Genomic DNA, 19,301 nt, shown 5'->3' on the forward strand with positions numbered 1-19,301 from the left:
ATATATTTGTTTTTCAATTTATCTAACAATGAAAATACTTAGTAAAGGTCTATTGGTATTGTTTTCGGTAGTTTTTGTCTTAACAATAACTATAATTATTTATGGTTTTTATCTAAAACCCAAATATGAAGGCAAAGTGCGATTGAAAAACATCCAAAAAGAAACAACGGTTTATTTTGACGAATTTGGGGTTCCTCACATCTATGCTTTGAATTCAAAGGATGCTATGGTGGCTTTAGGGTATGTGCATGCACAAGATCGATTGTGGCAAATGGAATTAATGCGTCGCATTGCGCCCGGACGGTTGTCAGAGATTTTTGGCTCTGTAGCCTTGAAAAACGATAAATTCTTTGTTGGATTAGGAATCGAAGAAGCTTCAGCTAAAGCGATTGCAACTGTAGATAAAAAGAGTCCAAGCTATCAGTTAACAATTGCATATTTAAACGGTATCAATCAATATCTTGAAGAAGGAAAAAAGCCTGTAGAATTCAGTTTATTGGGTGTAAAAAAGGAGAAGTTTACGATAAAAGACGTTTATAATATTTTTGGTTATATGTCTTTTAGTTTTGCAATGGCCCACAAAACAGATCCGTTACTGACAGATATTCGAAATAAATTCGGGTTGGATTATATCAAGGATTTTGGAATTGACGGTTCTTTTAATACCACCAAAATTAAAAATTCGAAAAACAGGTTGCAAGAATATGCAGCTATTTCAAAATCAGTAGCATTACTTTTAGGGAATACTCCAGTTGCTCCTTTTATAGGAAGTAACAGCTGGGTTATTGCTCCAGATAAAACTAAAAATGGGAAAGTTATCTTTGCTAATGATCCACACATAGGTTTTTCACAGCCAGGAACGTGGTATGAAGCGCACATTGTTTCTCCGGAATTCGAGTTGTACGGGTCCTATTTAGCGGGAACTCCTTATCCGCTTTTAGGCCACAATAGAGAATATGCGTATGGCTTGACGATGTTTGAGAACGACGATATTGATTTTTATCAAGAAGAGACTAATCCCGCGGATGCCAATTCATACCAAACACCCAAAGGTTACCGCGACTATGAGATTCGCAGGAAAACCATTCGTGTAAAAGATTCAGAGAATGTGGTTTTGAATGTAAAAATAACGCGCCATGGTCCAATTATGAATAATTTGATTGATGGTTTGAAGCTAGATAAACCCGTTGCTATGTCTTGGATTTATACCCAACAACCCATTCAAATTCTCGATGCGGTGTATGTACTTTCACATGCTAAGAGCAAATCCGATTTCCAGAAAGGAGTGTCGTTAATCGCAGCGCCTGGATTAAATGTGATGTATGGCGATGCCAAAGGAAATGTTGCTTGGTGGGCAACCGGAAAATTATACAAGCATCATGAGGGAGTAAATCCTAACTTTATTCTGGATGGAACCAATGCGAAGGATGATATTACCGAATATTTAGATTTCTTTCAGAATCCTTCGGCTGAAAATCCCAGCTGGAATTATGTGTATTCAGCGAATAATCAGCCAGAACCAGTAAATGGATTTTTGTATCCAGGGTATTATCTTCCTGAGGATAGAGCGAGACGAATTACGCAATTATTGAATCCAAAATCCAATTGGGATAAAGCGGCAGTGGGAAGAATGATTTTTGATAATACATCAACCGTTGCCCCAGAAGTGGTTGCGAATTTAATTTCGAATGTGGATCAAACAGCGCTGTCTAAAAATGAAAAGAAAGCCTTAGTGGTTCTGAAAGAATGGAAAGGATCTAATAATCTTAGCGATGTTGCTCCAACAATCTATAATAAATGGATTTATAAGTATTTGAAAAATACTTTCAAGGATGAATTAGGTGCAGCAAATTTCAAGCAATTTTTAGAAACCCATATTGTCAAGCAAATTATAGCCATACAAATTACGAACGAAAAATCACTTTGGTGGGATAATACAAACACAAAGAGTTCTAAAGAAACAAGAATGCAAATTGTAACCCAATCGTTTAAAGAATCAATTGTGGCATTAGAAAAGCAATTGGGAAATTCCGTTTCGGATTGGACTTGGAGTAAAGTGCATACAGTGGAACACCAGCATCCATTGGGGAAAGTGGCGGCTTTAAGAAAAATATTTAATGTTGGCCCTTTTGAGGTTTCTGGTTCTACAGAAGTAATTAATAATTTGTTTTTTGATTTTACGGATGATGGGAATTACATCGTAAAAGGAGGGCCATCAACGCGAAGGATTGTAGATTTTTCTGATATAGAAAACAGCTGGAGCATATTGCCAACTGGACAGTCCGGGAACCCAATGAGCGCGCATTACAGCGATCAGGCGGAGTTGTACAACGCTGGAAAATTCAGAAGAATGAAGCTCAATAAAGAGGAGATTGTCAGAACTTCTACAAAATTGGTTTTTACTCCACGTAAAAAATAATTGTTTTTAAAGTGCTTAACATAATAAATCAGTAATTTTGCCTAACTTTTTATAAAAAAATAATGCAAACTCCCATAAAAATAGCGGTTGTAGGTTCTGGATTAGTCGGATCTTTATTAGCTATTTATCTTCGTAAAGCAGGTCATACTGTTCATGTTTACGATAGAAGTCCCGATATCAGAAAAATACAATTTTCTGGTCGTTCTATTAATTTAGCGATGTCCAACCGCGGTTGGAAAGCATTAGATGGAGTCGGTATAGGAAATGCCGTTCGTGAGATTGCAATTCCTATGGAAAAACGGGCCATCCATTTAGTAGATAAACTTAATTTTCAAAATTACGGGCAAGAAGGAGAATCTATTTATTCCATTTCGAGGGGAATATTAAATAGGAAAATGATTGATTTAGCAGAGGCAGCAGGAGCTGAATTCTTTTTTGAACATAAAATCTGGGATGTAACTCTTGATGATGCTACGCTACACATTGGTGAAACAGAGCGTGGAGCTTGGGAGGATAAAAAGTACGATATGGTTTTTGGTGCTGATGGTGCTTTTTCAAGAATCCGTCACCGCATGCAACGCCAAAGCATGTTTGATTACTCACAAGAATTTTTACCAATTGGTTATAAGGAATTGAATATCCCCGCAAATCTGGACGGAACCCATAAGTTAGATAAAAATTCCTTTCATATTTGGCCTCGTGGAGCATACATGCTGATTGCATTACCCAATTTAGATGGTAGCTTTACTTGTACTTTATTTATGCCATTTGAAGGAGAAAATTCATTTGCATCATTAAAAGACAGAAGATTAATAGAGGGTTTTTTCAAAAAAAACTTACCGGATACCATTGATGTAATACCAAAATTAGTTGAAGATTTTTTTAATAATCCAACAAGTACATTAGTGACAATGAAATGTTTCCCTTGGACTTATGAAGATAAAATAGCCCTAATTGGCGATGCCAGTCATGCGATTGTCCCTTTTTATGGACAAGGAATGAACGCAGGTTTTGAAGATATTTCAGTCCTATACGAAATGATTGAAAAGTATGGTGACGATTGGAAAACCATTTTCTCAGAGTACCAAAAATCCCGCAAGCCAAATGCGGATGCTATTGCAGAACTTTCATATCGTAATTTTTTAGAAATGAGTTCCAAAACGGCTGATGAGAAATTTCTTTTGCAAAAGAAAATCGAAAAATCATTCTCCGATAAACATCCTGAAAAATGGATTCCTCTTTACAGTCGAGTTACATTTAGTGATCGCCCGTATGCGGAAGCTTTGGCTATAGGAGATTATCAAAATGCAATCATGGAAGAAATTTTAAAAATGGAAAAAATTGATGAAATTTGGGATTCTAAAGCAGTTGAAAATAAAATTTTAGAATTATTAAAATAAAAAAAGGACTCTATTTAGAGTCCTTTTTTGCTTTATTTGTTTTTTGTTGCTGGTTTTAATAATACTCGTAAAGTGCTATCATTGCTAAAATAACTGAACATCCAAGTGATAAAAATGGAGAGTTTGTTTTTTACGCTTAAAATCAGCATTAAATGGATAAACATCCAGGTGAACCAAGCCAGTCTTCCTTGAAAACTAAATTTTGGCAAATCTACTACTGCCTTACGCTTTCCTACAGTCGCCATAGATCCTTTGTCATGGTATTCGTATTCTATTTGGGGTTTGTTTCTTAGGTTAAGTTTAAAATTTTGGGCCAATACTTTTGCTTGTTCAATGGCAACACTGGCGACTTGAGGATGCGCATTGGGGTATTTTGGGGTTGCCATGAAAGCAATATCTCCTAAGGCATATACATTCTCTAAATTCACAATTTTATTGAATCGATTGACAAGGTATCGATTTCCTCTGGTAGTATTTTCAGCAGGAATGCCTTGTAGCGTGTTTCCAATAATACCTGCTGCCCAGATTACATTTTTAGACTTGATAATATCTCCTTTCTGTAAGCTAACAATTTTACCGTCATAATGGTTTACAATCGTGCTAGTTTTTACAACTACTCCTAATTCTTCCAAATATTTGCGAGACATTTTTTGAGAATCTTCACTCATTGGGTTTAATACATTCGAAGATCCTTCAAGAAGATAAATAGTCAATTTAGAGAAATCTTTATCTGGGTAATCTTTAGGGAGAATGTTTTTTTTCATTTCTGCTAAAGCACCGGCAAGTTCTACTCCTGTGGGTCCGCCACCTACGACTACAAAGTTCATTAGTGATTGTAAATCTTCTTCCTTTGTAATCAAAGCATCTTCGAAGGTTTGCAAAATTTGATTCCGGAGTTGAATTGCTTCTGGAACTGATTTCATTGGAAAAGTGAATTTTTCTATTTCAGCATTTCCAAAATAATTTGTCGTACAGCCAAATGCTATCACAAGATGATCGTAATCAAAATCAGCAATAGAGGTTTTTATTTTATTGTTCTGTGTATCAACGTTAAGTACATCAGCAATTCGAATACGAACATTTTTAGAGTGTTGAAATACTTTGCGCAGAGGAAATGAAATGCTTGCTGGTTCTAGCCTCGCGGTTGCTACTTGATACATCAATGGCTGAAACTGATGGTAATTGTTCTTGTCAATTAGCAATACGTCAAAATCAGTATTTTCTAAGTCTTGAGCCAAACGTAAACCAGCAAAACCAGCACCCACTATTACAATTCTCTTTTGAGTTTCCATTATTTTAAATTTTGAAAGTATAAAGATATAAATTAATGATGGGGTTACTCTTCTCTATTAACGTTTTCTGGAGAAAAAGCGGGTTTGCAAATCGCAATATACTCGCAAGGTTCTTCAAAAGGATTGGAATACTGTACGCGTGAATTCTTTTCAATTTTTATCGATTGTCCAGCTTCCAGAATGACAACTTCATCTTCAATTATGAATTGTTTTTTACCTCTAATAATATAGGTGTATTCATCAAACGCAGGGGTTTGAAACGGTTCGCTCCATTTAGGCTGTGCAACCATGTGGGCTATCGAGATTTCACGATTGTGCGTAGAGGCTAATCCGTGGTGTTCTTCAATTAGTTTTCCATCAGTAGTGGGAACAACGAAAGGAGCGTTTTGGACAAAATATTTTTTCATAATTAATTTTACTATTTTAGAATTACCGCTTTTAATACTTGACAGTAAAAGGGTGTTGAGGGAGTTATTTTTTAAACATTTTTGTTAGTACTCCAAAAGCGCCTCTGATAAATGTCGCGCTCGTCAGTACTTTTAAAACTGATTTCCCAACAACACTTGCAGTACTTGGCCCTTGGTCTTGTTGTTTTTCGGAAACTTCTTTCTGGGCTTTTTTGGAAACGTCTTGTTCTATAATACTGATTTTTTTCTGGAGCATTTCATACGCACTTTCACGGTCTATAAGTTCGCTGTATTTCTTTACTAGTTTTGATTTATTGTTGATTTCCTGAATTTCACTTTCAGTTAGGATGTCCATTCTGCTCATTGGAGCACGCATCATTGTAGCAGCAAGGGGAGTGGGAATTCCTTTTTCATTTAATGCAGTTACCAGAGCTTCGCCAATTCCAAGGCTGGTCAAAATTTCGTCTGTTTTATAATAGTCAGACGTTGGGTAATTATCGGCGGTTTGTTTAATGTCTTTTCGGTCATTTGCAGTAAAAGCTCGCAAAGCATGTTGAATTTTTAAACCTAGTTGTGCCAGAACACCACTCGGAATATCCATCGGGTTTTGAGTAATAAAATAAATACCAATTCCTTTGGAACGAATCAGTTTTACAATTGTTTCAATTTGTTCAAGTAATGCTTGGCTGGCTTCGTTGAAAATTAAATGAGCTTCATCAATAAAAATAATCAATTCCGGTTGTTCTGAATCGCCTTTTTCGGGCATTTGTTGGTAAATCTCCGCTAGCAAACACAGCATAAATGTGGAGAATAGTTTTGGCTTGTCTTGAATGTCCGTTAATCGTAAGATGTTGATATATCCTTTTCCGTTTTCATCAATGCGCATCAAATCCTCTATATCAAAAGACATTTCTCCAAAAAACAAATCAGCTCCTTGTTGTTCTAATTCTATTATTTTTCTAAGAATGATTCCTGTGGTGGAAGTGGAAATTTTCCCATAATGTTCTTCAATTTCGTCTTTTCCTTCCTCGGTAATGAAATGGATTATTTTTTTAATATCCTTTAAATCCAACAAAGGCATTTTATGGTCATCACAGTATTTAAAAATAACAGCCACTACTCCGGCTTGAGTATCGTTTAAATTGAGGATCCTAGAAAATAATACCGGTCCAAACTCAGAAATCGTTGCCCGAAGACGAACACCGTTTTGTTCCGATAAAGTCAGTAATTCAACAGGAAAACCTGCCGTAAAATAGGGTATGTTAATTTTAGCGTGGCGTTCTGTTATAAATGGTTTTTCCTCACCTTCTTTAGCAATTCCACTAAAATCACCTTTAATATCCATCATCAAAACAGGAATCCCGAAGGTGGATAACTGTTCGGAAAGCACTTGAATAGTTTTTGTTTTCCCAGTTCCGGTAGCTCCAGCAATTAGGCCATGACGGTTTAAGGTTTTTAAAGGTACTTTTACAAGGGCATCAGACAAAGCCTCTCCGTCTAATAATGCGCCACCCAAAGTTATGCTTTCTCCTTTAGAACTATATCCCTCAGAGATATGCTTAATAAAATCTTCTTTTCTACTCATAATACGTTTGATTTTACTTCAGAAGTATGATATTATATTTTTCTAAAACCAATAATTTTAGTGTATACCGCAGTTTTCCTGCTTTTTTATTGTTAATAAAACAAAATAATAGTTTTCCTGCTAAAGGCGTTGTTATTGAAATATAATGTTAATTTTTCATAAAAAAATATGTTATTTTTTGTAAAACGATTGATTTGTTTGCGAATTTTGATATAAATGCAAAGGGATAATCGATAAATATGTTTTTGAAATAAATTTAATAATAATTAAATAAAAAAAAGTTTTTTTATTTGAACTAAAAATATAAATTTGCTCTACTACAAGTTTAATATAACTAAGATAATTTATTTAAAACTATTAAAATTAAAAAAAATGGCAAACGTTAAAAAAGAAAAAGGTGCAAACGGAGGAGGAATGATTTCAGGAATCATTATTGTAGCATGTATTTTTGTTGGATGGTTAATTTGGAATTTTATAATGGGTAATGGCGCAAATTTTGAAGGCGGTGTTAATACAGGGCATCCATTACCAGGGAATATGTTAGCAATGGTTTATAAAGGAGGACCTATTGTACCAATTTTGTTAGGATTTCTATTGATGGTTGTTGTGTTCTCGTTTGAGCGTTATGCTGTAATTTCGAAAGCAGCTGGTACAGGGAATCTTGATCAATTCATGAAAAATGTACAAAAAGATATTAAAGAAGGTAATATTGAAGGAGCAATTGCTGCTTGTGACAAACAAAAAGGTTCTGTTGCAAATCCAATAAAATCAGCTTTATTGAAATATCAAGAAGTTAAAAATGAAGGTTTAGATAGCGAAGCTGCTGCTGAAACTATTCACAAAGAAATTGAAGAAGTTACTTCACTTGAAATGCCAATGTTAGAGAAACACATGACTATACTTTCTACAATGGTATCATTGGGTACACTTGCAGGTTTGTTAGGTACAGTAACTGGTATGATTAAAGCATTTAGTGCATTATCTGCTGCTGGAACTCCGGATCAAGCTGCACTTGCAAATGGTATTTCTGAGGCATTGATTAATACTGCTACTGGTATTGCTACTTCAGCATTAGCGATTGTTGCTTACAACTTTTTTACTTCTAAAATTGATACTTTGACGTACTCTATTGATGAGGCAGGTAATACGATTGTAAATACTTACAGACATTACAGAAGTACAAGAAAATAATTAATAATTTTATTTATAATGAAAATAAGGGTCTTGTAAATAGATCCTGTTTTCTTATAAGTATCTAAAAAATATATTAATGGCTATAAAAATGCAAAAAAAAGCAGGGTCTACTGATATGACCGCTATGTGTGATGTAGCTTTTCTTTTGTTGTCGTTTTTTGTAATGACAGCAACGGCAAAGATACCGGAAGCATTGCCAGTAGATACGCCTGCATCAACAGTTCAATCAAAGTTACCGGAAGATAATTTAGCTACCATAACTGTTGGAAAAGGAAAAATATTCTTTGATCTGAAAGGTAGAGAAGTTAGGAAAAAGGCCTTGGAGTTAATGGGGCAAAAGTACGGTGTTGCATTTACAGAAGAAGAATCTGCAAAGTTTGCCTTAATGGAGGGTATTGGAGTTCCAATGGCTAACCTTAAGCAATTGATAGCAATGAAAACTGCTGATAGAGGTAAGCCAGGTTTACAGCCAGGAGTTCCTAAAGATTCATTGGACAATCAATTGAAAGATTGGATCTATAATTCGCGTATTGCAAATATTGATGTGAATGATAAGGAGTTGCAAATTGCTATAAAAGGAGATGCAAAAGAAGAATATCCTGCAATTAAACAAGTAATGGATGTTTTACAAGATCAAAAAATCAATAGTTTCAATTTGGTTACTGGTTTGAGAGCTAAAGATAAATAACTAAAAAAATACACTAAAATGGCTGAATTAAATACTGGCGACGGTGGAGGCAAAAAAGGTGGTAAAGTAAGAAGTAAAAAAACCAACTCAAAAGTGGATTTAACTGCGATGGTGGATTTGGCATTCTTATTGATTACATTTTTTATGCTTACCACTACGTTGTCGAAACCTCAATCGATGCCTCTTGGATTGCCTGACAAGCAGGATGATCCTAATGAGAAACCTATCAAAGTTGATGAGAATCGTACCTTGACGGTTTTGTTAGGAGACAATGATAAGATGGTTTATTATATGGGTTTATTAGCAACTCCTATTGCTGGTCCTAAAGATATTTCTTATGGTAAAGAAGGTATTCGTAAAGAATTATTGAAAAGAAAAAAATCAGTAGTTGAATATACCGGAAATAAAGACAAAGGTTTAATCGTAATTATTAAACCAAGTAAAAAATCAAATTACCGTAATTTAGTAGACATACTAGATGAGATGGCAATTGTGGGAGTGCCTTCAAACGCAATTGTAAATGATTTTTCTCCCGAGGAACTAAAATTGTTAGAAGGTAAGTAAGATTTTCTTATTACTCTATAACCTAATAATTAAGAAAAATGAAATTAGATATATTCACAAACCAATGGCTTGATATTGTATTCGAGGGTCGTAATAAGGCTTATGGCGCTTATGAGCTAAGAAAATCAAATACCAAGACCAATATTAAAGCTCTTATCATTGGTGCATTTGTTTTCGCTTTTGCAGTTGGTGCTCCACTTATTTTAAATTTGCTGCCAGATTCTTCGGATGATGACCAAGTATTAGATACTAAAATTGTAAGCATCAAATTGCCACCCAAAGAGGAAATTAAAAAAAATATTCCACCACCACCACCGCCGCCACCAAAAGTTGATCAACAAAAATTTGTGAAACCAGTCGTTGCAAAAGCGGAGGAAGTTACTGAGGAACCGCCAAAAACGGTAGAGTTAAAAGATAAGAAATTAGGTTCTGAAACTATTAAAGGCGATCCAGATGCAGTTTTAACTGTTGAGCCAGTAGGTACTGGAACTGCTGCTGTAGTTGAAGAAGTTGATAACCAAATTTACAATACTGCCGGAATTGAAGTTAAGCCTGATTTTCCAGGTGGAATCGAGAAATTTTACAAATTTGTTGGGAATAATTACCAAACTCCAGAAGAAGAAGGATTAAAAGGTAAAGTGTATGTTACTTTTGTCGTTGAAAAAGACGGTTCATTAACTGATATTAAAGTAATCAGAGATATTGGTTATGGAACAGGAAAAGAAGCGATTCGAGTTTTGAAAAAATGTCCTAAATGGACTCCAGGAGAACAAAATGGTAAGAAAGTAAGAGTATTGTATTCACTTCCTATTACTATCCAATCTGCGGAATAATGTTAGAGAACATACTTAATAATATTAAGAAGAAATCGCTTAAAGAGCGATTTCTTCTCGTTTTAGGAATTTTGTTTTTTCTGGTCTATCTTGTTTTAGGTTTATTCATTATCTTTATGAAGAATTTTCCTCTAACAATGGAGCCTGCTTACAGAGTTGCTTTTGGAGTTTTACTCATTGTGTATGCTTCTTTTAGGTTTTTTAGAATTATTAATGATAATAATAACTAGATTATGAAAAACTATGCTAAACTTCCGTATTTTATTTTTGTCCTAGTAAGTATATTAATCATTGCTTGTAATCAAACGAATAGTTCAAAGAATGATGAAACTATTTTGAAAGGTTCAACATCTATTTTTGTTGATGAAACTTTGACTCCTATAATTGAAGATCAAGTAGCTGTTTTTGAAAATAATTACGAGGCTAAAATAAAAATTGTTTCAAAATCTGAATCTGAAACTGTAAATTCTTTATTCAATGAAAAAGGAGCGATTGCAGTTTTATCCAGAAAATTGACAGCACAAGAACTTAAGATTTTTCAACAAAGAAAAATTAATCCTAAAATAACCGTTTTTGCCACGGATGCTGTTGCTTTTATTTCTAATAAAAATAATAAAGACACAATTATAGCGCTAAAAGATGTTATAAGTTTTATGCAAGGTAAATCAATTCCAGCTATTAAAGGATTGGTATTTGATAATTTAAATTCCAGTACAGTCCGGTACATGAATTCATTAGCGGGTATTAAATCTATTCCTCAAAAAGGTGTTTTCTCTTTTAAAACTAATGACGAAGTTATAAAGCACGTATCGCAAAATGATGGAATGATTGGTGTCATAGGGGTGAACTGGCTTTCTCAGCCTCTACCAGCAATGCAAAATTTTGTTGATAATGTAAATACGTTAAGTGTAAAAGGGCTTACAAGTAAGGAGTACTTTTTGCCATCACAAAATAATATAGCAGAAAAAAAATACCCTTTGGCACGTGATTTGTATATAATAAATTGTCAAGGATACTCTGGTTTGGGAATGGGTTTTGCATCATTCGTAGGCGGTGATATCGGACAAAGAATAATTTTAAAATCTGGATTGTTACCTGTACGTATTCCAACAAGGAAATTTACAATAATTAAAAGCCAAAACAATGAAAAATAAATTAACTACAATGACAATGAATAAATTAACAGCCTTAAGCGTGGCCTTGTTGGCTTCAGCTTTTACGACTCAAGCTCAAGACATTAATCAAGCAAAAAAAGCGATAGATGCAGAGCAATTTGAAAGTGCAAAAACAATTTTGAAATCAATTATTAAAGCGAAACCTTCAAATGGAATGGCTTTTTATACTTTAGGAAATATTTATCTTACACAAAGTGTTGAGGATTCTGCTAAAATCTATTTTCAAAATGGATTAACAGCTTCTGAAAGTGCTAAATTGAACTATATTGGTTTAGGTCAAATGGATTTAGATAAAAATGATCTTGCTGGCGCTCAGGCAAAATTTGCTCTTGCTACTAAAGACATGAGAAAAAAAGATGTTCAGGAATTTGTATTCATAGCCAGAGCATACATGAATGCTACAAAGCCCGATTATAAAAGTGCTATTGCAATTTTGACTCGTGCAGCAATTAATAATTCTCAAGATGCGCAACTGCAACTTGCTTTAGGAGACGCTTATTATGGCGAAGGCAAACAAAATGAAGCTTATGTAGCCTATAGAAGTGCTTTTCAATTAGATAATACTTTGCTTAGAGCTAAAATGCAATTAGGTGTTTTGTTGAAAGGAGCTAAATCCTATGACGAAGCGTTGAAAGCATACAACGAAGTTATCGCATTAAATCCTGCTTATGGACCTGTTTACAGAGAATTAGCTGAAACATATTACAAAATAGCTCGTAATAAGCCTTCACAAGCTGCAGTGAATTATAAGACTGCAATGGGATACTATGATAAATACATGTCTTTAACAGATTATTCGATTCATTCTAGAATGCGTCGTGCTGATTTTCTTATCTTAATTGAAGATTATGTAGCTCTTGAAGCAGAAGCTAATAAAATGATCGAGTTGGATAAAGTTAATCCAAGAATCTATCGCTATTTAGGATACGCTGCTTATAAAAACGGTAATGTTGATGTAGCTATCAAATCATTAGAAAGTTTCATCAATGCTCCAGCAAACAAAGCGATAGCTTTAGATTATTTGTATTTAGGATTGACTAAAATTAAGAAAGGTACTAGCGCAGACAAACTTTCAATTGATCCAATTGCTTTTCAAGCAGGTTTAGTGGACATTAAGAAGTCTATAGAAATGGAACCTTTAGCAGTTCAGGATTTAAGCGAAGTTGGTAAAAACTTATTTACGCAAAAATTATACAAAGAGTCAGCTGCAATATTTGAATTTGGAGCTAATACTAAAGAGTCAACAAATTATCTTGATGATAATGTGTATTTTGGATTAGCTAATTACTATGCTAATATCAATAAAGGAAAAGATGTAAAAGTTGATGTTGTCGCTTTGCAAAAAGCTGACGCCGCTTTCGAAAAAGTATTAGTCGCTTCTCCAACATATCTTGAGGCTTATCTTTATAAAGCAAGAAATAATAGATTGCTTGAAAAAGATGATTTAATGGTTAAAAATTATGAAGATTATATATCAAAAACTACTGAATTAGGAGTTGAAGAAACTTCCAAACCAGCAGTAAAAGCTAAAATTATAGAAAGCTACAACAATATGGCAGCAAGTTTCGCTAATACGGATAAACCTAAAGCCATAGAATACTTTAAAAAGACATTAGCTTTAGATCCAACAAATAGTTATGCTTTAGAATCTATTAAAATTTTAAAATAATTTTTTTTACTCAAAAAACCGATAGTGAAAACTATCGGTTTTTTTATGCCATCGATTTAGTAATTTAGGTTGTTACGAAAGTAGACACTCATTTATTTTGTGGATTTAACTGTTTTTTTAGTGATGAGTCTAATTTTCAAATCATTTTAATTATTGAAACTTTATTACTTTAGTCTAAGTTTTCAAATTAACTCCTTTTCAAATTAACTATCTTTGCCTTTTTAAAATTAAATAATGTTATCAAAGGAAATACAATTAGAAGTCAATAAAGGAGCAATGCTTCCATTGATGGAAGAATTCTACACCATTCAGGGAGAAGGATTTCACACAGGTACTGCTGCATACTTTATCAGGATTGGTGGATGTGATGTGGGCTGCCACTGGTGTGATGTTAAAGAAAGTTGGAATGCTGAATTGCACCCACCTACTAGTGTTGATCAAATTGTTAGGAATGCAAGTAAGTATTCAGAAACTGTTGTGGTTACTGGTGGAGAACCTTTAATGTGGGACATGACTTTGCTAACGCAAAATCTAAAAGAAAAAGATAGAAAAGTACATATTGAAACTTCTGGAGCGTACCCACTTACGGGAACTTGGGATTGGATTTGTTTGTCTCCAAAAAAGAATAAATTACCAACTCAAACGGTTTACGATAATGCACACGAGCTAAAAGTAATCATTTACAATAAGCACGATTTTATTTTTGCCGAAGAGCAAGCCGAAAAAGTCAATGATAATGCTATTTTATTCTTGCAGCCAGAATGGAGTAAAAAAGAAGAAATGACTCCGTTGATTGTTGAATATGTTATGAACAATCCGAAATGGCGCGTATCGCTGCAAACACATAAATATTTAAATATTCCTTAAAATTGAAAACCCCAAACAACAATTGCTGTTTGGGGTTTTGAATTAATAGATAGTTCAGTTATTTTTTGTAATCGTATTGCCTAGCCCAGATATAGCGAATAGCTGGAAATAGCTCCTAAAAGGACCACCTTTTTTGTTTTTTTAATTCGGTGATATGAGCTAAGTGGTGGTTTCCATGCCAAGCATAGGTTGCGATTATTTCTTTCAGGTTGAATTCCGTGTCATGCTCGGGATGAATGAAGGACTTTTCCAAATCGGCTTCGGTAAGACTATTCATTAAATAAGCCAAACGAAAGTGCAATCCTTCCAGAAATGAAAGTGTAGGCTGGATTGGCATTGTTGTATTATCATGTAATTCTGCCCAACGATCTTCATGATACGCTTTTATTACAGGTTTGTCTTCAGTCAATGTCCATTTGATTCTAAGGAAACAATTCATGTGACTGTCGGCGCATTGGTGAATGACTTGACGAATTGTCCAACCATCCTGACGGTATGGTGTGTCGAGTTGTTCCTCAGTTAAATGAATCACTTCTTTTTTTAATCGTTCTGGGAAACTTGCGATTTCTGCTGTTTTATTATGGAGATATTCGGTTGAATAATTTTTCGGCGTCACAAATTTCCCAATGGGATAACGTAATTTTTCCAATGTTGAATTTTCCATTCTATAATTGATTTTTATGTGTTGTCTAAATGGATAGTTTTGCTAAATAATCAAAATGCTCGCCTTCAAGAATCAACTCGCATTGCAATCCATTGTCTAAAGCGGCATTTTGCAAAGTATTATAATCAATAAACATCCAGTCGAATGGTTTTTCCTTCTCGCCTTTGTATGAAATATTAAAAATAATTTCGCCATAATATTCATTTTGGGAAGGAATCCACTTTCCACCGTCTTCATCATCATCAAACATATAAATTATATCAGAACTGTCCAACAGAATTTGTCCGCCAGGATTCAATAAAGATTTTAGTTTTAAAAGGAAATTCGGGATGTTTTTCAGTTTTCCGCACATTCCAGCACCATTCATCAATAGGAGTATCGTATCGTATTTCTCGTTTTCTAATGTCAGTACATCCTGAACTTTTGCTTTTTTTAGTCCGCGAAGGGTACACGCTTCGATAGCATTAGGAGAAATGTCGATTGAAGTAACGTCTAAATTGCGTTCATTTTGCAAAGACAAACTATGACTTCCTGCACCACAACCTACATCCAGAATTTTACCTTTGGCCAGTTGTAGCGCTTTTTGTTCCATTTGGGGCATTTCATCATAAGAACGAAACAAATAAGCAACGCTCATTTCGTCTTCTTCAGATATCGTGGTTTCTGTAATTAAATCTTCTGGTGAATTATTGGTTTGAAAATCAAGTATGGCTTTGCCAAAAAGGTCTTTCATTAGAGTTGCTGTGTTAATTTAGTTATTTGTTGATTTGTTTTAAGTAATTTCGCAGAATGTTTTATCGAATAACCCGAATCTACGCATGAATACTATTATAAACAATCTTCCTAAAGAAGCCAAAGATAAGCATATCGAAAACAAAAAGTATTTCGACAAGCTGAAAAAGAAGACTCCAAAGAATTTAGATTACGTGATGCAGGATTTGCATGATGCTGAATTCAAGAAAATGGATTGTTTGAAGTGTGCAAATTGCTGTAAAACTACGGGACCTTTATTTACAGATGCTGATATTGAACGTGTTTCAAAATACCTACGCCAAAAGCCACAACAATTTATCCAGCAATATCTTCAAATCGATGAAGACAGAGATTATGTATTGCAAAGTGTTCCTTGTACTTTTCTGGATAATGAAAATGCGTGTATGATATATGATGTCCGTCCAAAAGCGTGTAGAGAATTTCCGCATACAGACCGAAAAAAGTTTCAACAAATTACAGATTTAACTCTAAAAAACGTTGCGATATGCCCGGCAGCGTTTAATATCGTAGAGGAAATGAAAAGGAAATTGCCTTTATAACTAATTTATGGCAAGTCTTGCTTCTTGTTTCTTTTTTAATATATCAAATATTTCATTCTCATTGCCTTAAACTCAGTTAACCCTTTCTTCCAACTTTCCCTAATTTCCTTTTCCGAAATTCCATTTTCTATTTGCTGTTGCAGTTTTTTAGTTCCTGCTAATTTTGTAAAAAAAGGATTGAAAAATTTTGATTTATCGGTTGTGGCCCGATAGGCTTCAATCAACCATTTTAATTCTAATTGATTTACTCTTGAATGTTTTGATAAATCTTGACCATTGCATTCTATACCATTGTAAACAGGATTTTGTGCCCCTAAATTTGGTTTTGGAATAAAGCTAAAGTTACTTTTCGCTAAATAAGGAGAGCCGTAAATCTGAAACTGCTTTTCAGTCCCTCTTCCAACGCTCACATTGGCTCCCTCAAAAAGACACAAACTCGCATATAGATTCACGGCTTGGTCATTCGGAAGATTTGGCGAAGGTTTTATAGGTAAACTATAATTCATTGTACGGTTGTAATTAATACAGGGAATTACGGTCAGTTTACATTGCGCACCGTTTTGTAACCATTTTTTACCATTTATCATTTGTGCATACTCGCCAATTGTCATTCCGTGTAGTAAAGGAATTGGATGCATACCCACAAAACTAGAAAATGCTGTTTCTAAAACGGGTCCGTCAATAATACTTATATTAGGATTCGGTCGGTCAAGAAGTATAAGCGGAATGTTATTTTCGGCGCATGCTTCCATAATATAATGCAACGAAGAAATATACGTATAAAATCGTGCTCCAACATCTTGCAAATCAAAAACCATGATATCAATCCCGGCCAATTGCTTGGGTTTCGGTTTTTTATTAACGCCATATAGAGAAATAATTAGCAGTCCAGTTTTAGAATCTCTTCCGTCAACTACATGTTCACCCGCATCAGCCGTTCCTCGAAAACCATGTTCAGGTGCAAATATTTTTTGAATAGCGATATTTTTCTCTAATAGAAAATCAACTAAATGAATTTTGTTAGTAAGGATTCCAGTTTGGTTCGTTACAATCCCAATTTTCTTATTCTTTAATAATGGGAGATATTTGGCATAGTTCTCGGCTCCGGTTAGTATTGTTCCGGATGAATTGTTTTTACGTCTTTCTAAATCCGATTTTATAGTGCTGAGGGCTGCTTTTCGGGCTAAGCAATAGGTCGAAGTGATTGTTAAAAACACAAAACACAGTAATTTTTTGAAAAATGGTTTCATAGAGCGGTTCAAATAAAATTAAGGCCAATTAGTGTAATTCGTGTTTTAGCTGTATTTTTGGCTAAGGCAACGCAAACTGGCGGAGCAAATCCAAATTAGAAACGCAATCAAATTGAATTTAGAGTATTTCATCGCCAAACGCCTTATCACTGCTAAAGAGTATAAAAGTAGCATATCTGCGCCAATTATAAAAATTGCTATTTCGGCAATTGCCATTGGAATGATAATGATGATAGTTTCTGTTGCTACAGGAATCGGGTTGCAACAAAAAATCAGAGAAAAAGTTTCTGCTTTCAACGGACATATTATTATTTCAAATTATGACAACAATCAATCCGAAGTTACATTAATTCCAATTTCTAAAAAGCAAGATTTTTATCCAAAGTTTACCACCGTACCAGGAGTAAGTCATGTTCAAGCGATCGCTAGTAAAGCTGGAATAATAAGAACTGAAAATGCTTTTGAAGGAATTATTTTCAAAGGAGTTGGAGACGATTATAAATGGGACAATATAAAGGAATATCTTGTGTCTGGTAAATTACCGGATTATTCAAAAAATGTTAATCAAGAAGTGCTGATCTCACAATTCCTTGCCAATAGATTAAATTTGAAAGTTGATGATATGTTCAATACATTCTTCATTAAAGAAAATCAAAATCAGTTGCCCAACATCCGAAGATTTAAAATCACAGGGATTTTTAATTCCGGTTTTCAAGAATTCGATGCCACCTATATAATAGGTGATATTCGGCACATGCAGCGTATCAATAAATGGGCTCCAGATCAAATTGGTGCTTTCGAAGTTTTTGTAGACGATTTTAATACGATAGAATCTACCGGAGAGCAGGTTTATGCTAAAACAGCATCAACATTAGACAGCAAAACGATAATTGAGAAATACAGTTATATATTCGAGTGGCTTCAACTATTTGATTTCAATATCATTGTTATATTAGTAGTCATGATACTTGTAGCCACCATCAATATGGTAGTAGCACTATTGGTACTGATTCTTGAGCGAACCCAAATGATAGGGATACTAAAAGCATTAGGTGCCAATAACTGGTCAGTGAGAAAAATATTTCTCTACAATGCCTTTTACCTTATTATAAGAGGACTGTTTTGGGGGAACTTAATTGGAATTTCATTATTGTTAACCCAACAACAATTCGGTATAATCCAATTCAATCCCGAGAACTATTACGTCAATCAAGCACCAGTTTATCTTAATTGGGGATACATACTTTTATTGAACCTGCTTACCGTGACCGTTTGTTTCGTGGTACTATTAATTCCCTCCTATATAATAACCAAAATTTCACCAGTCAAAGCCATACGTTTCGATTAGATTTTCATTTTGGCGTTCCACCTTATATAACGAGAGGCAATTATCTAAAAGGATAGTTGCCTCTCGTTATATAAGGAGTCGAGTTATTCGCTGTAAGTCCTCGCAAAACTCCATTTCATTTCGTTTTCCTTTGGGCTTTTCGCTGCTATCCCTAACGCAAACTTTGGTAAGCCAGCATTTTTAGTTATTTCGAGCAATATTATGATACCATATATAGGAGTGAAAAAGTAATAGCACAATTTAGTTCTACATAATGTATAGGACAAAACCATTAGTTAGTTTAATTTGTGTTTGAATAATGACACGGAAGTAAGATTTGAAAGAGCAAAGCGTAGTGATGAGTTATAATTAGTGCAATGATGTTTAAATTTCGAAAGATGTATTAAACAAAGCAATGCTTCTGATGATACCCTTTCCTTACCGGAATAGGGTATTTTGTGAAGAAAGGGTGTTTGTGGGTTGTTGGATTGATGTTTTATTAAAAAAAGATTTGGATTCAAAAAACTTGATATCAGTTAGTTAAAGATTAGGTTAAGAAAAGGTCAAAAAAAAGCGATTAAAAAGCTTGTAAAAGCGAATAAAGGGTGTATTTTTGCACCCGCAATGACGCATACGTTCTTTTAAACACTGGCA

Annotated in this window: 17 protein-coding genes; 11 read left to right on the forward strand and 6 right to left on the reverse strand. The window is 34.3% G+C overall.

Going from position 1 to position 19,301, the window contains the following annotated elements:
* Nucleotides 1–28 precede the first annotated feature (28 nt).
* Nucleotides 29–2,419, forward strand: a complete 2,391-nt coding sequence (locus ACNQF9_RS06170; RefSeq protein WP_417989840.1) for a penicillin acylase family protein — start codon at nucleotides 29–31, stop codon at nucleotides 2,417–2,419.
* Nucleotides 2,420–2,481: 62 nt separating this feature from the next.
* Nucleotides 2,482–3,819, forward strand: a complete 1,338-nt coding sequence (locus tag ACNQF9_RS06175) for an FAD-dependent oxidoreductase (RefSeq protein WP_417959363.1) — start codon at nucleotides 2,482–2,484, stop codon at nucleotides 3,817–3,819.
* 32 nt (nucleotides 3,820–3,851) lie between these two features.
* On the opposite strand, the gene ACNQF9_RS06180 is transcribed toward ACNQF9_RS06175, so the two are convergent.
* From ACNQF9_RS06180 to ACNQF9_RS06190, 3 genes are all read right to left on the reverse strand, one after another.
* Complete coding sequence (locus tag ACNQF9_RS06180; RefSeq protein WP_417989841.1) at nucleotides 3,852–5,111, reverse strand: NAD(P)/FAD-dependent oxidoreductase; 1,260 nt, start codon at nucleotides 5,109–5,111, stop codon at nucleotides 3,852–3,854.
* Between the two features lie 44 nt (nucleotides 5,112–5,155).
* The gene (locus tag ACNQF9_RS06185; protein ID WP_417959365.1) at nucleotides 5,156–5,518 is read right to left on the reverse strand and encodes a cupin domain-containing protein; all 363 of its coding nucleotides are present in this window, start codon (nucleotides 5,516–5,518) and stop codon (nucleotides 5,156–5,158) included.
* Between the two features lie 64 nt (nucleotides 5,519–5,582).
* Nucleotides 5,583–7,103 carry a helicase HerA-like domain-containing protein gene (locus ACNQF9_RS06190; protein ID WP_417959366.1) on the reverse strand — a complete coding sequence of 507 codons (1,521 nt, stop codon included), beginning with the start codon at nucleotides 7,101–7,103 and terminating at the stop codon, nucleotides 5,583–5,585.
* Between the two features lie 372 nt (nucleotides 7,104–7,475).
* Here ACNQF9_RS06190 and ACNQF9_RS06195 point away from each other — a divergent pair, with 372 nt between their 5' ends.
* From ACNQF9_RS06195 to ACNQF9_RS06225, 7 genes are all read left to right on the forward strand, one after another.
* Nucleotides 7,476–8,294 carry a MotA/TolQ/ExbB proton channel family protein gene (locus ACNQF9_RS06195; protein ID WP_417959367.1) on the forward strand — a complete coding sequence of 273 codons (819 nt, stop codon included), beginning with the start codon at nucleotides 7,476–7,478 and terminating at the stop codon, nucleotides 8,292–8,294.
* Between the two features lie 79 nt (nucleotides 8,295–8,373).
* A complete protein-coding gene (locus tag ACNQF9_RS06200; protein ID WP_417989842.1) occupies nucleotides 8,374–8,985 on the forward strand; it encodes an ExbD/TolR family protein in 612 nt (203 codons plus the stop codon).
* An 18-nt stretch (nucleotides 8,986–9,003) separates the two neighbouring features.
* On the forward strand, nucleotides 9,004–9,549 hold the full coding sequence (locus tag ACNQF9_RS06205; RefSeq protein ID WP_417959369.1) for an ExbD/TolR family protein: 546 nt from the start codon (nucleotides 9,004–9,006) through the stop codon (nucleotides 9,547–9,549).
* Between the two features lie 38 nt (nucleotides 9,550–9,587).
* A complete protein-coding gene (locus ACNQF9_RS06210; RefSeq protein WP_417959370.1) occupies nucleotides 9,588–10,382 on the forward strand; it encodes an energy transducer TonB in 795 nt (264 codons plus the stop codon).
* A 233-nt stretch (nucleotides 10,383–10,615) separates the two neighbouring features.
* Nucleotides 10,616–11,536, forward strand: coding sequence for a PstS family phosphate ABC transporter substrate-binding protein (locus ACNQF9_RS06215; protein WP_417959372.1), 921 nt, complete (start codon nucleotides 10,616–10,618; stop codon nucleotides 11,534–11,536).
* Nucleotides 11,526–13,226 (forward strand): tetratricopeptide repeat protein, encoded by a 1,701-nt coding sequence (locus ACNQF9_RS06220; protein WP_417959373.1) that lies wholly within the window; start codon nucleotides 11,526–11,528, stop codon nucleotides 13,224–13,226. The genes ACNQF9_RS06215 and ACNQF9_RS06220 overlap by 11 nt, the downstream gene beginning before the upstream one ends.
* Before the next feature lie 234 nt (nucleotides 13,227–13,460).
* Entirely contained in the window at nucleotides 13,461–14,093 is a 633-nt protein-coding gene (locus tag ACNQF9_RS06225) for a 7-carboxy-7-deazaguanine synthase QueE (RefSeq protein ID WP_417959374.1), read from the forward strand.
* Between the two features lie 115 nt (nucleotides 14,094–14,208).
* Here ACNQF9_RS06225 and ACNQF9_RS06230 read toward each other — a convergent pair whose 3' ends face one another.
* Together ACNQF9_RS06230 and ACNQF9_RS06235 are read right to left on the reverse strand one after the other, a co-directional pair.
* On the reverse strand, nucleotides 14,209–14,757 hold the full coding sequence (locus tag ACNQF9_RS06230; protein ID WP_417989843.1) for a YfiT family bacillithiol transferase: 549 nt from the start codon (nucleotides 14,755–14,757) through the stop codon (nucleotides 14,209–14,211).
* 25 nt (nucleotides 14,758–14,782) lie between these two features.
* Nucleotides 14,783–15,490 (reverse strand): class I SAM-dependent methyltransferase, encoded by a 708-nt coding sequence (locus ACNQF9_RS06235; protein WP_417959376.1) that lies wholly within the window; start codon nucleotides 15,488–15,490, stop codon nucleotides 14,783–14,785.
* 85 nt (nucleotides 15,491–15,575) lie between these two features.
* Between ACNQF9_RS06235 and ACNQF9_RS06240 the strand changes: the two genes are divergently transcribed.
* On the forward strand, nucleotides 15,576–16,070 hold the full coding sequence (locus tag ACNQF9_RS06240) for a YkgJ family cysteine cluster protein (protein WP_417959377.1): 495 nt from the start codon (nucleotides 15,576–15,578) through the stop codon (nucleotides 16,068–16,070).
* A gap of 35 nt (nucleotides 16,071–16,105) precedes the next feature.
* Here the strand turns inward: ACNQF9_RS06240 and ACNQF9_RS06245 are convergent, their stop codons facing one another.
* A complete protein-coding gene (locus ACNQF9_RS06245) occupies nucleotides 16,106–17,320 on the reverse strand; it encodes an exo-beta-N-acetylmuramidase NamZ family protein (protein ID WP_417989844.1) in 1,215 nt (404 codons plus the stop codon).
* A 112-nt stretch (nucleotides 17,321–17,432) separates the two neighbouring features.
* Between ACNQF9_RS06245 and ACNQF9_RS06250 the strand changes: the two genes are divergently transcribed.
* On the forward strand, nucleotides 17,433–18,668 hold the full coding sequence (locus tag ACNQF9_RS06250; RefSeq protein WP_417989845.1) for an ABC transporter permease: 1,236 nt from the start codon (nucleotides 17,433–17,435) through the stop codon (nucleotides 18,666–18,668).
* Nucleotides 18,669–19,301 lie beyond the last annotated feature (633 nt).

The sequence above is a fragment of the Flavobacterium amylolyticum genome (genome assembly GCF_048284335.1).
Classification (GTDB): Bacteria; Bacteroidota; Bacteroidia; order Flavobacteriales; family Flavobacteriaceae; genus Flavobacterium.